Raw genomic sequence first — 14,263 nt, 5'->3', positions numbered from 1 at the left:
ACGTACTATATTTTGAAACTAAATTTCTAAAATTGATAGAGCAGATTGTTAGAAATTTCTTCTAATTTGTATAAGCTATTTTTAATTTTAAGTTTTGTTTAGATACTAACTCTATCTATGGGGATTGTAAAAACTGATGAAATAGTGTAAATTTGAAGAGCCGTTGCTTTTAGTATTTCACGAACTTAAAAAAAAGCAATATTAAAATTTAATATGCCAGCCCTTTCAACGTGGATAAAAATTTTAGTCAAACAATCTCTCTTGAACTTCTTGCCTCTGTGCTCTCCGTTCCTCTGCGGTTAATTTAATTGCTTTTAAGTCGCAGAGACACAGAGGTCGCATAGAGAAAAAAGAGATTTTTCGAGTCACCTTGAAAGGTCTGGTTTAATAATTTAAAGTTGAGAATAAGAATTAATGCCCCTGAAATTTTTACTAAAAGTTATCTATTTTGATACTCAAATGCAACATTAATTTGGGGAACATCTCCCACAAAAACGAGGACTAAATTTACATGATGGGCTACCTGTTAATGCATAAGACGTACAGAATGGGAAGCTAGTAATTCCCTGTTGAGTGTTCCTTGGAGTAGAAACTTTCTGCAAGAGTCTGGTAGGTTTGATTTTTGGATCGGTAATGATACTTAAAAGCTTGGGAAATGTTAGGCAAGCAATTGTACTAATTAAAGTCAGCAATGTAACATCTATGCGATCCATAGGTAATCACCTTTTCTCTTTTCATTAGCTTTGGTTGAGCGGATACCGCCGCATAAAATTAGGAACCCAATATTTATTTGCGGGGTTGTCCTGGTAATTGGTAATTGTCAATTGGTAATTGGAAAAATTAGAACAATTTCTTACCAATTACCGATTACCCATCACCGGGTGACGCGCCATTTCATCCATCACTTTTAAAAAATCAGGTTTTCACGTCACCCAACCTTGATAACAGGTGTCTACTGTTTTTAGTTGGTCAAACAAATAATTTAAACCAACTAAAAACCAAAGTTGGTATTACTTTTTGTTTATACTCTTTAATTTTAATATAGATTTTTATATATATGTACATCAAATCCTCAAAAATTTTTTAGACAAAATAAATAGTGTCTATCGAGATTGGGTATTTTATCCTGATTGCAGCATAAGCTGGAAAAATAAACTGTTGATTACTTAGGCTATAGTGTTATGTCAAAAACTTTTGTAGAAAATGCTTTTCTTGCTAATATCACTGCCCATGAACGTGAAGCAATCAAGAATTCGGCTGATTATTCTAGTGTGGAGTCGCTACCAGAAATTTGGCCTTTAGCTGCACAAAAATTTGGTAATATTGTTGCTCTGCGCGATCCTCATGCTAAACCCGAAGTAGTGTTAACTTATACTGAATTATGTCAGCAAATTCAACGATTTGCAGCTGGCTTACAGGCTTTGGGTGTACAAGCAGGCGATCGCATTTCCCTGATTGCTGACAACAGTCCTCGTTGGTTGATTGCTGATCAGGGAATTATGACTGCGGGAGGGGTGGATGCGGTGCGGAGTTCCCAAGCCGACAAAGAAGAATTACTTTTCATTGTGGCTAACAGTGGCAGCACAGCGCTAGTAGTGGAAGATTTAAAAACACTCAATAAACTACGCGGTAGCCTGAATGATTTGCCCATTCAATTTGTGATTGTACTCAGCAACGAAGCATTACCGGAAGCGGAAACTCTAAAGTTGTATACATTCAGCCAGTTGATGGAAATTGGCGCTCAGCATTCCCTACAACCAGTCAAACGCAACCTTAGTGATTTGGCTACCCTAATTTATACCTCTGGCACTACGGGAAAACCGAAAGGAGTAATGCTGACTCATCGCAATTTGATGCACCAAATCGTAGCTATCCCGGTAGTTGTGCAACCCCGTCCTGGAGATATAGTTTTGAGTATTCTCCCTACCTGGCACAGCTATGAACGTAGTTGCGAATATTTTCTCCTTTCTCAAGGTTGTACTCAGGTTTATACCAACCTCCGCTCTATCAAACGAGATTTGAAAGAATATCAACCTCATTACATGGTAGCAGTCCCACGCCTTTTAGAATCTATTTATGAAGGAGCACAAAAACAGTTTCGTGAACAGCCAGCTTCTCGACAACGCTTAATTAACTTCTTTTTCGAGATAGGCGAGAAATATATAAAAGCGCGCCGGACTTTGACGGGTTTGAATTTAGAAAATCTCAACCCTAGTATGGGCGATCGCTTAACAGCTAGTTTACAAGTTGCTGCTTTATCACCTTTGTATGCCTTGGGAGAAAAACTAGTTTATAGCAAAGTCAGGGAAGCGACAGGCGGTAGAGTCAAGCAAATGATTAGCGGCGGTGGTGCGCTTCCGAAGCATGTAGATGACTTTTTTGAAATTCTTGGTGTCGAGATTTTGGTGGGTTATGGCTTGACAGAAACTTCCCCTGTCACCCATGCACGACGTCACTGGCGGAACTTACGCGGTGCAGCTGGGCAACCAATCCCAGGTACAGAAACTAAAATAGTTGATCCAGAGACTAAAAAAGAGCTACCAACAGGAGAACGGGGGTTAGTGTTGCTGCGGGGGCCACAAATTATGCAAGGTTATTACCAAAATCCCGAAGCCACAGCCAAAGCTATTGACCCTGAAGGTTGGTTTGATAGCGGTGATTTGGGTTGGGTAACACCCCAAAATGACTTAATTCTGACCGGACGGGCAAAAGATACGATTGTATTAACGAATGGGGAAAATATCGAACCACAACCGATAGAGGATGCTTGTTTGCGATCGCCCTACATAGATCAGATTATGTTGGTTGGGCAAGATCGTAAATCTCTGGGTGCTTTAATTGTTCCGAATTTAGAAGCCTTAGAAAAATGGGCAGCTTCTGGGAATCTCCAACTAACTATAGAGGATGAAAATGTTACTGCGGCTACCAGTCAAAAAATAAACCTGGAGAGTAAAATAATCCAGGATTTATTTCGGCAAGAACTGAATCGGGAAGTGCAAAACCGTCCAGGCTATCGGCCAGATGACCGCATTGGCCCGTTCAAGTTAATTCTCGAGCCATTTTCGATTGAAAATGGCATGATGACCCAAACACTGAAAATCAAGCGGCATGTCGTGATGCAACACTATCACGATATTATTAACGGCATGTTTGCCTCATAAGTCCACTGCAAACTCTCAACAAACGTGAACTCTTTTATGGATGTCTCCAAACCTCAACTGCTTTTAAAGCGTGTCGTCAACATTAAAGCCATTGTCACTCCCTTGTGGAAAGAGGAAGTGCAGCAGCAACTACAAGCGCAAATCAATCAAATTGACCAGCAATTGCAACAGTTGGACATCCAAGGACAAAGGGCGATCGCAGAAGTACAAAAACAAAATCTGCAACCGCCTGGTCCCCAAACCCTCCAACAAATTGAAAGCATTCAATACCAGGTCAATCAAAAGAAAAGTGAGCTGCTAGAGCAAAAAAATCAAAGTCTGCAAAACCTCCAGCAAGTGCAGCTTTTAGACTTAGACCAAGAAGTTAATCAATTTCAGATGGAAGGTTTTTTCCGTGTGGAACCAGGGGATAATTTAATTAGCAAAATGCAGGTCGAAGTTGTGTTGCGTGATGGTGTTGTAGAAGAAATTCGTGGCGATGTATAAGCTCGATGCTAACTTCAGTTAACAGTGAACAGTGATCAGTGAGCTCACAAATCTAATAACTAATAACTGCTAGCTGACGACTGTAAACTCCTCACACCACACTTAGTCTCTCCTTACTGCTTGCTCCTGTTGTTGAGAGTTCCTATTATCTTGTAAGCATCTACTGGCAAATCACCTTGACCAAATTTTCCTGATCTTGGTTGGAAAAACATTTCTCTTGGGAACCAGCCCAAACAATTTGCCACAGAGGAGGTGAACTCGCCAGTAGCGATCGCCCAAAGCTTGCCAATTCAACTCGGTATTTGACGGCTTTAGCTGCTTTCTTTCCTTGGTTAGTTTGGGTGATTGTGACTAACGCCTGATTGGGGTGTGGATAATATACCTCTACCTTACGTGTCCCTTGCTCTAGTTGATAAGAGTCAAAAGCATCAAGAGCCAAAGCAGCTGGATCAGTACCTTGGAGAACAGATTTAATACTGTCTAAAGGTACTGTTTTGTAATTAGCCCGTTCTGGATTGGTGACAATCTCTTGAGCCGAGGCTACCGCAGAAGAGTGCTGCTGTGATCTGGTGCTATTGGCAGTCAGAGCATGTTGCTGGCGATTAGTTAAATATACTCCAGCAACAGCGGTGGCAAAGATACTTAGTACCAGAATTACCAAAATTTTCAACTTTGCCGACATATAAACTTAAAAAGCGCTTTCAAACTGTTTATTTATCACTTTTGCATTTTAGATTGAGAGATTACTCAAGTTCCTCTGACTTTTGAGTAATTGTTCTGATGTAAGCAGCCATGATAAGAAATACAAATTAGTAGACCAGTAGGTAATAGAATAGTTCCTCTCGTCGGTCCTCAGGATACAATTCGATCTGGCATTAATTTTGTTAAAGTCTATAAATTTATCGATTCGCCAAACCCCCTATGAGCATTTACGAAGTATTCATGCCCGCACTTAGTTCCACTATGACTGAAGGAAAAATTGTCTCCTGGGAAAAATCGCCTGGGGATAAAGTGGAAAAAGGCGAAACAGTGGTGGTTGTCGAGTCGGATAAGGCAGATATGGATGTGGAATCCTTTTATGAAGGATATCTGGCTCATATTATTGTGCAAGCTGGTGAAACCGCACCAGTGGGAGCTGCGATCGCCCTCTTGGCAGAAACTGAAGCCGAAATTGAAACAGCCAAGTCTCAAGCCCAAGGCGCTGGCGCTGCAAAACAGGAAACTACTGCTACTGCTGCTCCCACAAAAACCGCAGACACAGCTGCGTCCGAAAAGCCTGCCTTGGCGACTCACAACGGCTCTAACCACCGCTCTGGAAGGGTTGTAGCTTCACCCCGCGCCCGCAAATTAGCTAAAGAACTCAAAGTGGATTTGAGTAACATCTCTGGTAGTGGTCCTTACGGTCGTATTGTTGCCGAAGATGTGCAAGCCGTGATCGGCAAAACCAGCCAGCCACCCGCTAGCGCTGCTCCTATCACCCCAGCACCAGTGGTTACTGCGGTTGCAACCACACCAGCAGTTGCCGCAGTTCCCGGTCAAGTAGTACCTTTGAATACCTTACAAAGTGCTGTGGCACGGAATATGGTCGCTAGCTTATCAGTGCCTGTGATCCATGTAGGTTACACAATCACCACTGATGCGTTGGACAAATTATATAAACAAATTAAATCTAAGGGTGTGACAATGACCGCCCTACTAGCCAAAGCCGTAGCGGTGACACTGCAAAAACATCCATTGATTAACGCCAATTACTCAGATCAAGGCATTGTTTATCCTGCTAGCATCAACGTAGCTGTAGCAGTAGCTATGGATGATGGTGGATTAATTACACCAGTGTTGCAAAACGCCGATCAGCTGGATATCTATTCTTTATCTCGGACTTGGAAGTCTTTGGTAGAAAGGGCAAGAGTTAAAAAGCTGCAACCAGAAGAATACAGCACCGGTACATTTACATTGTCTAACTTAGGCATGTTTGGCGTCGATAGATTTGATGCAATCTTACCACCCGGACAGGGTTCAATATTAGCGATCGGTGCATCCCGCCCCCAAGTCGTTGCTACAGCCGATGGCATGTTTGGCATCAAGCAACAAATGCAGGTCAACATGACCAGCGATCACCGGATTATCTATGGTGCTCATGCTGCGGCGTTCTTGCAAGATTTGGCGAAGTTGATTGAGACTAATCCGCAATCTTTGACTATGTAAGGGAAAAACAGTGAAAATACTGTATATCCTGTTAGCTTGAAGACTAGTATTATGCGCATGTGTTGGTAATGGGTAATAGGTAATTGGTAATTGGTTTTTGTCATTACCGATTATCGATTACCGACCTTCACAGATATGATCAGTCCTCAAACGGACATGATATGACATCTTGCAACAATTTCAAGAAATCCCAAAATACCGCCCTCAAATAAATTTGGGGCTAATATAGCAATCCTACTATATGATTTGTGAGAATCGCAAAGCTCAGATCACCGACTTCTCAAAGAAGTCGGTGATCTTGTCTCTGACAAAATTGAAATCTTAATAAATAACAAAATCGGGATACATTTGCTCGTAGAAGTACTAGGGTGGGTAGGTGTAGTGAACTAAAATTTTGAAGGAGACGAAAATGGGACAAGCCAAACTAGGTGATACTGTGAAAGTTCACTATACAGGTAAGCTAGATGATGGCACAGTATTTGACACTTCTGTTGAGCGAGAACCGTTGCAGTTTTCGATTGGTGAAGGATTAGTTATTCCCGGCTTTGAACAAGCTGTAGTTGGTATGACCCCAGGAGAATCTAAAAGGACAAATATTCCAGCAGATGAAGCCTACGGTCCTTATCGCCCAGAATTAGTCATGGTAGTTGACAAAGAACGCATCCCCACAGATGTATCTATAGAGGTGGGTCAAATGTTACAAATTTCTCAGAGTAATGGTCAAGCCATACCCGTAGTTGTCACAGAGGTTTCAGACTCTCAAATTACTCTCGATGCTAACCACCCCCTAGCAGGACAAGAACTGATATTTGATATCCAGTTAATCCAGATTAACTAATGGAAAGCGATCGCTTGCCAAACTCGTTCGGGTAACATTGTTATATTGACGCAACCCTACACCCGTCGCATGAGCAACCGCACTAGCGATCGCAACTGCTGTAATTCATCTGTGTGTATCTGTGTGCATCTGTGTTCGCTTTAATAAAACATAATCTTCATCACCACTACAATTCAAACATGAATTTCATAATTCATAATTCATAACTCATAATTTCTGCAATGGTTTTCCCAGTGATGCTGGTGCTACTAGTTGAATACGGGTAGCATCCCGTGAGATGAGGGTTAGTACTAAGATAGTTGCAAGGTAAGGCAAAGAGGACAAAAGATAAGGAGAAATACCTACCCCTAGTCCTTGCAAAACTAACTGGATAGCGCTGACTCCACCAAATAAATAAGCACCCAGCAAGATTCTCATTGGTTTCCAAGTTGCAAACACAACTAAAGCGATCGCAATCCATCCCCGTCCAGCAGTCATATTTTCTGCCCAAAAAGGTGTATACACTAGGGAAAGATAGGCCCCTGCTAACCCTGCCATCGCCCCACCAAACAAAACTGCTAAATAACGTACTCCATTTACAGGTAAACCCAAAGCATAGGCTGCTGTGGTTGATTCACCTACACTACGCAATATCAGCCCTGAGCGCGTTTTTTGCAAAAACCAAGCAACCAAAAATACCAAAATCACTGAGAGATACACCAAAATATCTTGCTGAAAAAAAGCTTTCCCAATCACAGGCATAGATTCCAAAATTGGAATGCTTAGAGGTTGCAATCCAGTAATTGTTTGACCAACATAATCTGCACCTATAAAAGCACTGAGTCCAGAACCAAAGATGCTAAGGGCTAAACCTGTTGCTACTTGATTGGTACTTATATTAATTGTTAGCACTGCATGAATAAAGGCGATCGCTATACCTGCAACTAAAGCAATCAAGAACCCCAAATAGATATTATCTGTAACTGAAGCAACAATAAAACCACTAGCAGCCCCAACCAGCATCATTCCCTCTACACCAAGATTTAAAACCCCCGATTTTTCTGCCACTAATTCACCCAATGCGGCCAAAATTAAAGGTGTAGCTGCACGTAAAGTATCGTTGAGAATGTTGGTAAAAATCATTTGTTGGTGGTTAGTAGTTAGTGATAGACCTTTGGTGGTGCAATCCAATAAAAACAAGTTTTCTTTGTGTCTTAGTGTCTTGGTGGTGAATCAAATTTCTTTTTGAAACACAAAGACACTAAGACGCCAAGGAATTTTCATTAGCCAGACTATACCTTGAAAGTGCTGGCAGTTAGCGGTTAATCACAAATGACAATTGACTATTGACTCTTGACTATCCGCTTATAAACTAATAAATCACCTGCCAAAAGAAAGAAAAATACAATACCTTGAAAAACTCCTGCTAAAGCTAAGGGAAGTCCCAATTTTATCTGTAATAATTCACTGCCGACATAAAACAGTGCCATCAGCAAACTAGATAAAATAATTGCCAATGGATGTAAACGACCAACAAATGCTGCCAGAATAGCCGCGTAACCGTAACCAGGAGAAATGAAAGGGCGTAGTTGTCCAATGGGACCGAGAACTTCACACGCACCAGCTAAACCTGCTAAACCACCACTGATAAGTAAACTCAGCCAAATAATGCGATCGCTTTTGATCCCAGCATAATTTGCTGCATTGGGACTTGCACCAATTACCTTTACGCTAAAACCAAAAAATGTCTGTTGCAGCATTCCCCAGATTAAGATTGCTGCTATCAGGGCAAAAATTACACCCAAATGTAACCGTGTGCCGGTAATTAATGATGGCAAACTGGCGAATTCGCTAAAGGGTGCAGATTCAGGAAAGTTATATCCTTGGGGGTCTTGTAAAATACCTCTGACTAAATAATTTAAAAGAGAAACTGCTACATAATTTAGCATTAAACTTGTGAGAATTTCGTTAGTATGAAAGTTTACTTTTAACACAGCTGGAATGCTAGCCCAAGTTGCACCACCTAATATTCCAGCTAATAAAGAAAGTAGGAGTACAATATAGTTATCTATATTAGCAAATACTAAAGCTACGGTACTAGCAAAAATTGCTCCCAGGGTAAATTGTCCCTCGGCACCAATATTCCACACTTGGGCTTGAAAACATACAGCTAAACCAACAGCAATTAAAATAATTGGTGCTGCTTTGACTGCGATTTCTGTGATTCCATACAAGCTACTTAGAGGCGTAATAAATAAAGTCGTGAATGCAGTAATTGGAGATTTACCTAAGAAACGAAACAGAAATAATCCGACGATCACTGTTCCTAGTAATGCCAGTAGGGGTGATAAAATTAACCAAATTTTGGCGGGTTGTTCACGGGGTTCTAATTTGAAGTCAAACAAAACTCACTCCTCCCATCCAACGACCAATTTTTTCGCGACTGATATCTGCAATTGGTATAAAGGGAGAGAGCTGTCCTTTGTAGATGACGCCAATGCGATCGCACAACGTCAACAACTCGTCCAAATCTTCGGAAACCACTAGCACCCCTGCACCCATATTTCGCATTTCCATGAAAGCTTGATGGATGGTTACAGTTGCGTTCACATCCACACCCCAACTCGGATGTGCTGCAATCAAAATAGTCGGGTTTTGCTGAATCTCTCGCCCTACAATAAACTTCTGTAGATTACCACCCGATAAATTTGCAGCAAGCGAATTCAACCCTACTTGTTTGACATTAAAGGCGTCGCAAATTCTCCTAGTCCAAGCTTTTAACTTGCGTTGCCGAATCATACCATTTCGTAATAATCCTTGGGAGTAGCCTGTTAACAAAGCATTTTCCAAGAGGTTCATATTTGGTACGATAGCCACCCCCAAACGTTCTTCTGGGATATACGCCAAACCCAAACGCCGACGTTGGGGTACATCACAATCACCGATAGGTATTTCTCCCAACATGATCATGTCTGCTTTGGGACAGATTACTTCACCACTCAAAACTGCTAGGAGTTCCCTTTGTCCATTACCTGCAACTCCCGCAATCCCGACAATTTCACCACTGCGAACCTCCAAATTAATGTGCTGCAACGATATTCCTAAAGGATGCTTTGATTCCAAACACAAATCGCGGACTTGGAAGCAGATGGGGGAGGTGGGGGGAGTGTGATATTTTCCGTATTCCCCTTGTCCCCCGTGTCCCTCATCCTCGCCTATCATCATCCTTGCTAAACTGTCGATTGTCTCTGCTTGGGGGTTACACTCTGCTATCACCTCGCCATTCCGCAATATTGTTGCATGAGTGCATAGCGATCGCACTTCTTGTAATTTGTGGCTGCTGAATAAAATACTGCAACCACCAGCAGCAATTTGCTGCAATGTCAGAAATAGCTTTTCTGTTTCTTGGGGAGTTAAAACCGCCGTGGGCTCATCCAAAATCAGTAACTTGGTAGCAACACACAGACAACGAATGATTTCTACTCGCTGCTTTTCACCTACAGATAATGTATAAACTGGGGAATCTGGGTTGATATCTAAAGCGTATTCTTGAGATAAAACACGAATTTTGCGATTAACTTGTCCTAAATTCCATTGTTCGCTAGCAGGAAGCGCTAGGGCGATATTTTCAGTTACAGTCAAGGTTTCAAACAAACAAAAGTGCTGAAACACCATACCAATACCAAGCGATCGCGCTTTGGCTGGGTTGGTGATGTCAACTCGTTTTCCTTCCCAAAATATTTCACCACTTTCAGGACGCACCACCCCATAGATAATTTTCATCAGGGTACTCTTACCCGCCCCATTTTCTCCCAACAGAGCATGAATTTCACCCGGTTGAATTGTCAAATTCACCTGATTATTTGCGAAAAAACCAGAATAAGACTTGGTAATATTCCTTACTTGCAAACGGGGAATCAGGTCATTTAACCCTTGCATTTTGCCTCTGCTACATTCTCGATTTATTATAGTTTATTAAGTCGATTTACAGGATTTCAGGTCATTCTGATATCTTATAAGGTGCGTAATTTTTATACAGCGATTGCCAATAGTTATTTAAATTTAAGGATTTTTTAATGCAATCTCGGAACATACCGACTTATTTGCCACAAGCAATATTAACTACCCTTTTTTGCTGTCTGCCATTCGGAATTGTGGCGATCGTTTATGCGGCATAAGTAAATTCTAAATTAGCTGCCGGGGATTATGAGGGTGCTATGCAAGCATCTAAAAGTGCCAAAACATGGTGCTGGGTCTCCTTTGGTTCAGGACTAGCTTTCGGCATACTTTATATCTTATTCGTTATTGTTGTGGCATTTTTGGGTTCACAATAGATTCCTGATTAACTGACTCAACAATAAACTCTATATAAACCATTGTTTTTAATTCTATGAAAATGAATACACTTTATCACCGCAAATATTTATTTCTCACTCAAAAAAGTTTCAAAGTAACAGCACTCACAAGTACTATTATTTTAGCTGCAATAGTTTTATATTTTTTTAGAGGCTATTTATAAAGTAAATCTCAAACCGGGAAGAAAAGGATTTGAGCAATTTGGGTTTTGACAGATTTGCATAACTTTTCCCCTAGAACCCCAGCACAAATATCTACAAAGGTATACATTAGGATTCTGCTTTCGGAATTGACCCCTCAACTCCCTCTACATACCAATTCATTGCTAGTTGTTCTTTATCCTGCAAAACTTTACCCTTCTGCACCCGTACTCCACCTTTTTGGTCTTTTACTGGTCCTGCAAACGGATGAGCAGTACCTTTAATAAATTCCTCCCGCTTCGCCATTACCAATTGCTGCACATCTTGAGGAACTACAGGATTGATAGGCGAGATATCCACCATTCCTTGACCGATTCCCAACCAAACATCCTCCGCTTTCCATGTACCATTGATTACAGACAAAGCTTTATCTGTGTAAAATTTCCCCCACTTATTAATCGCTGATGTTAAATGTGCTTTTGCACCAAACCGACTCATATCAGTGTTATAACCAAATGCAAAAATACCTTTTTCCTCTGCTAATTGCACAACAGCAGCAGAGTCAGTATGCTGTGTTAGCACATCTGCACCTAAATTAATTAAAGCCTGTGCTGCTTCTCTTTCTTTAGCTGGGTCGTACCAACTTTGTACCCACACTACTTTCACTTTTGCCTTAGGGTTTACTGCCCGTAGTCCTTGAGTAAAAGAATTTATACCACGAATTACCTCTGGAATGGGGTATGCTCCGACAAAACCGATGATATTAGATTTGGTCATCTTACCAGCAATCATGCCAGTCAAATAGCGTGGTTCTTCAAAACGTCCTAAGTAAGTACCAACATTAGTAGCGCGTTTATACCCAGTACAGTTTTCAAAATATACATGAGGAAAATCTTTGGCTACTTTAATAGTTGGGTTCATGTAACCAAAAGAAGTTGTAAAAATCAACTTATTACCATCTAACGCCAGTTGACGAATTATCCTCTCAGCATCAGCACCTTCATTCACATTTTCTACAAAAGTAGATCTCACTCTACCATGCAGATTTGCTTCCATTTCTCTACGACCAAGGTCATGAGCATAAGTCCATCCAAAATCACCCACAGGCCCTACATACACAAATCCTACCTTCAAAGGCTCATTCGCTGCTACAGGTGATGTTCCAGGGGATACTTCGCCCTGGGGATTATTAGATTTGTCTCCAGAACAAGCAACAAAGGTAAAACCAGCTCCTGTAAGGGAGGCGTACTTGATAAACCGACGACGATCCATATTGATTGCTGATCCGCACTATGTTAAAAATATTTCTCTTTTTAGTGTTAAATAAGTGGTAGATGCTATTTTGAGTTATATTATGTGCTAGATTGTAGCTTTTATTTTTGCGATCAATATACCTAAATATGCAAATAATCACAAGTTGATAATACATTTGGAGCAATATATTTTTTTTCACGCAGAGTTACCCAAAGGAGAGCGTAATAGATAGCAGAGTTTTTTAATCTAATTATCTAAATAACAAATATCGTAAACCAATCACTAATAAAAATACGCCATACAGCTTTTTCATCAATTCACTGCTAACAAATGGCTGATTGGCAAATAAAGCCCCAAACAAATTACCAACAATCAGACCAACTGCAATAATTACCGCATATTTGATATTAAGATTACCGTTACGGTAGTAGACAATTGCGGCTAAAATACCAATAGGCAATATTTGAGCAGCAATGGAAGTACCGGTAGCAAACTTTTGATCCATGCTCATGAGTAAAACCATCGCTGGAACCATAATTGCACCACCACCAATACCAAACATACCGCCAGCTATACCAGCCACAAGACCAATCACTAACAATTGAATGAGTATGTTAGACATAAAATATACTGTAAGTTAATTAAATGCACTTGAGCTACAGTAATAAATAACTTATAGTAAAAACGACAGAGATAAACATTAATTTGCACAATCAAAAATTATCTGTGTTTATCGATGTGCATCTGTGGTCGATTTTACCTAAAATACTTTTAGTTGTATTATATTAAATTAATAAATTTATCTCTCCTGGGAAAACAGATTTTGGTAACATCCCATGCACCCCTTTTTGGGGAAGGTTGACAACTTGAGTCATGCGAAAATTTACCGTTAAACTGCATAACACATAGGCATCTTCTGGTGATATTTTTGTCAACTTCACCAAAAAATCAATCATGTTGTTCAAAGCTTGTTCTAAGGCTGCATCCAACGTCTCACCAAACCCCATTGTGATAATATCAGTGTTAGTTTCAGCGATCGGTGCAGTCAGTTGCAAATCCTTGCGAATTGTTAGTTGAATCCTGCCATTCATAGATGTTTCAATTGCAGTCACATTAACTTCACCATCTCCCTGTGCTGAATGTCCATCACCAATCGAAAATAAAGCGCCAGGAACAAAAATAGGTAAGAATACTCTGGAACCTGCTTGTAGTTCGCGGTTATCGATATTACCACCATAACAACCAGGAGGAATCGAAGAACGTTGCGTTTCGGGAGTAGCAACCCCAAGAATACCAAAAAAAGGTCTGAGGGGAATTTTAATGCCACTATTGACAGGAAATTCCGCTACGTTATTTTCTAAATCTAAGGGAATAAATCTCAATGCTGGTTGAGTAAACTGGTGTGGTAAAGCTCCCCATCCTGTGCGAATAGCATTAAAACCAACGGGTAAACTTGGTTTAATTGCTTCCAATTTTACTTCTAAAATATCTCCTGGTTCTGCTCCCCGCACATAAATAGGCCCTGTAAGCAAATGCGGTCCACCTGCAATTTTGCGTTCTGGCGGTAGGTTTTGGCAAATATCAACAAATTCTGGCGTGAGAAATTCTGGTGGTGCTTTGTCGTAAATATAGTAACCAGTATAAGTTTCTACATCTACTGTATCGCCAGATTCAATCATCAATACTGGTTCTAATTCATGGGAAAACCCACCTAGATGCACAGTATTTGCAGTTGCTTTAATAATGTGATGAGTCATTACTCTTTTGGTACTTATTGTGTAAGTAAGTCGCCACAAATATTTGTCAGCTGGAAAGAAATTGGCTATTTTCCTAATTATCAGATA

General features: G+C 40.6%; 11 protein-coding genes and 1 pseudogene. 5 read left to right on the top strand and 7 right to left on the bottom strand.

Annotated features, from left to right (window positions below; all coding sequences use genetic code 11):
* The first annotated feature begins 1,181 nt into the window (after window positions 1–1,181).
* Window positions 1,182–3,161, top strand: coding sequence for an AMP-dependent synthetase/ligase (locus UYK_RS0108790; RefSeq protein ID WP_009456154.1), 1,980 nt, complete (start codon window positions 1,182–1,184; stop codon window positions 3,159–3,161).
* Window positions 3,162–3,197: 36 nt separating this feature from the next.
* Window positions 3,198–3,647: a YlqD family protein gene (locus UYK_RS0108785; RefSeq protein WP_009456156.1), complete on the top strand. Its 450-nt coding sequence runs from the start codon at window positions 3,198–3,200 to the stop codon at window positions 3,645–3,647.
* Window positions 3,648–3,807: 160 nt separating this feature from the next.
* On the opposite strand, the gene UYK_RS0108780 is transcribed toward UYK_RS0108785, so the two are convergent.
* Window positions 3,808–4,329 (bottom strand): hypothetical protein, encoded by a 522-nt coding sequence (locus UYK_RS0108780; protein ID WP_009456158.1) that lies wholly within the window; start codon window positions 4,327–4,329, stop codon window positions 3,808–3,810.
* Between the two features lie 239 nt (window positions 4,330–4,568).
* On the opposite strand from UYK_RS0108780, the gene UYK_RS0108775 reads away from it, so the two are divergent.
* Window positions 4,569–5,852, top strand: a complete 1,284-nt coding sequence (locus UYK_RS0108775; protein ID WP_009456160.1) for a dihydrolipoamide acetyltransferase family protein — start codon at window positions 4,569–4,571, stop codon at window positions 5,850–5,852.
* Window positions 5,853–6,261: 409 nt separating this feature from the next.
* Window positions 6,262–6,690, top strand: coding sequence for an FKBP-type peptidyl-prolyl cis-trans isomerase (locus UYK_RS0108770; RefSeq protein ID WP_009456163.1), 429 nt, complete (start codon window positions 6,262–6,264; stop codon window positions 6,688–6,690).
* Between the two features lie 207 nt (window positions 6,691–6,897).
* Here UYK_RS0108770 and UYK_RS0108765 read toward each other — a convergent pair whose 3' ends face one another.
* From UYK_RS0108765 to UYK_RS0108755, 3 genes are all read right to left on the bottom strand, one after another.
* Window positions 6,898–7,812 carry an ABC transporter permease gene (locus tag UYK_RS0108765; protein ID WP_009456165.1) on the bottom strand — a complete coding sequence of 305 codons (915 nt, stop codon included), beginning with the start codon at window positions 7,810–7,812 and terminating at the stop codon, window positions 6,898–6,900.
* 200 nt (window positions 7,813–8,012) lie between these two features.
* On the bottom strand, window positions 8,013–9,074 hold the full coding sequence (locus tag UYK_RS0108760; protein ID WP_009456168.1) for an ABC transporter permease: 1,062 nt from the start codon (window positions 9,072–9,074) through the stop codon (window positions 8,013–8,015).
* Entirely contained in the window at window positions 9,067–10,608 is a 1,542-nt protein-coding gene (locus UYK_RS0108755) for an ABC transporter ATP-binding protein (protein ID WP_016871272.1), read from the bottom strand. Before UYK_RS0108755 ends, UYK_RS0108760 begins: the two co-directional genes overlap by 8 nt.
* A gap of 137 nt (window positions 10,609–10,745) precedes the next feature.
* Between UYK_RS0108755 and UYK_RS24915 the strand changes: the two are divergent.
* Window positions 10,746–11,003, top strand: a pseudogene (locus UYK_RS24915) (CD225/dispanin family protein).
* A gap of 291 nt (window positions 11,004–11,294) precedes the next feature.
* Here UYK_RS24915 and UYK_RS0108745 read toward each other — a convergent pair.
* The 3 genes from UYK_RS0108745 to UYK_RS0108735 form a co-directional block, all read right to left on the bottom strand.
* Window positions 11,295–12,437: a BMP family ABC transporter substrate-binding protein gene (locus tag UYK_RS0108745; RefSeq protein WP_009456171.1), complete on the bottom strand. Its 1,143-nt coding sequence runs from the start codon at window positions 12,435–12,437 to the stop codon at window positions 11,295–11,297.
* A 232-nt stretch (window positions 12,438–12,669) separates the two neighbouring features.
* Window positions 12,670–13,041 (bottom strand): sulfite exporter TauE/SafE family protein, encoded by a 372-nt coding sequence (locus tag UYK_RS0108740; RefSeq protein WP_009456172.1) that lies wholly within the window; start codon window positions 13,039–13,041, stop codon window positions 12,670–12,672.
* 163 nt (window positions 13,042–13,204) lie between these two features.
* Complete coding sequence (locus tag UYK_RS0108735; protein ID WP_016871270.1) at window positions 13,205–14,176, bottom strand: acetamidase/formamidase family protein; 972 nt, start codon at window positions 14,174–14,176, stop codon at window positions 13,205–13,207.
* Window positions 14,177–14,263 lie beyond the last annotated feature (87 nt).

This window comes from Fischerella thermalis PCC 7521, from assembly GCF_000317225.1.
Taxonomy (GTDB): Bacteria; Cyanobacteriota; Cyanobacteriia; order Cyanobacteriales; family Nostocaceae; genus Fischerella; species Fischerella thermalis.
This window is presented reverse-complemented; position numbering and strand designations above follow the sequence as displayed.

What these genes read in the sequence shown, in the direction of transcription:
- UYK_RS0108755 (WP_016871272.1), bottom strand. Translation starts at nt 10,608, where the DNA reads ATGCAAGGGTTAAATGACCTGATTCCCCGTTTGCAAGTAAGGAATATT.
- UYK_RS0108790 (WP_009456154.1), top strand. Translation starts at nt 1,182, where the DNA reads ATGTCAAAAACTTTTGTAGAAAATGCTTTTCTTGCTAATATCACTGCC.
- UYK_RS0108745 (WP_009456171.1), bottom strand. Translation starts at nt 12,437, where the DNA reads ATGGATCGTCGTCGGTTTATCAAGTACGCCTCCCTTACAGGAGCTGGT.
- UYK_RS0108775 (WP_009456160.1), top strand. Translation starts at nt 4,569, where the DNA reads ATGAGCATTTACGAAGTATTCATGCCCGCACTTAGTTCCACTATGACT.
- UYK_RS0108770 (WP_009456163.1), top strand. Translation starts at nt 6,262, where the DNA reads ATGGGACAAGCCAAACTAGGTGATACTGTGAAAGTTCACTATACAGGT.
- UYK_RS0108740 (WP_009456172.1), bottom strand. Translation starts at nt 13,041, where the DNA reads ATGTCTAACATACTCATTCAATTGTTAGTGATTGGTCTTGTGGCTGGT.
- UYK_RS0108735 (WP_016871270.1), bottom strand. Translation starts at nt 14,176, where the DNA reads ATGACTCATCACATTATTAAAGCAACTGCAAATACTGTGCATCTAGGT.
- UYK_RS0108765 (WP_009456165.1), bottom strand. Translation starts at nt 7,812, where the DNA reads ATGATTTTTACCAACATTCTCAACGATACTTTACGTGCAGCTACACCT.
- UYK_RS0108780 (WP_009456158.1), bottom strand. Translation starts at nt 4,329, where the DNA reads ATGTCGGCAAAGTTGAAAATTTTGGTAATTCTGGTACTAAGTATCTTT.
- UYK_RS0108785 (WP_009456156.1), top strand. Translation starts at nt 3,198, where the DNA reads ATGGATGTCTCCAAACCTCAACTGCTTTTAAAGCGTGTCGTCAACATT.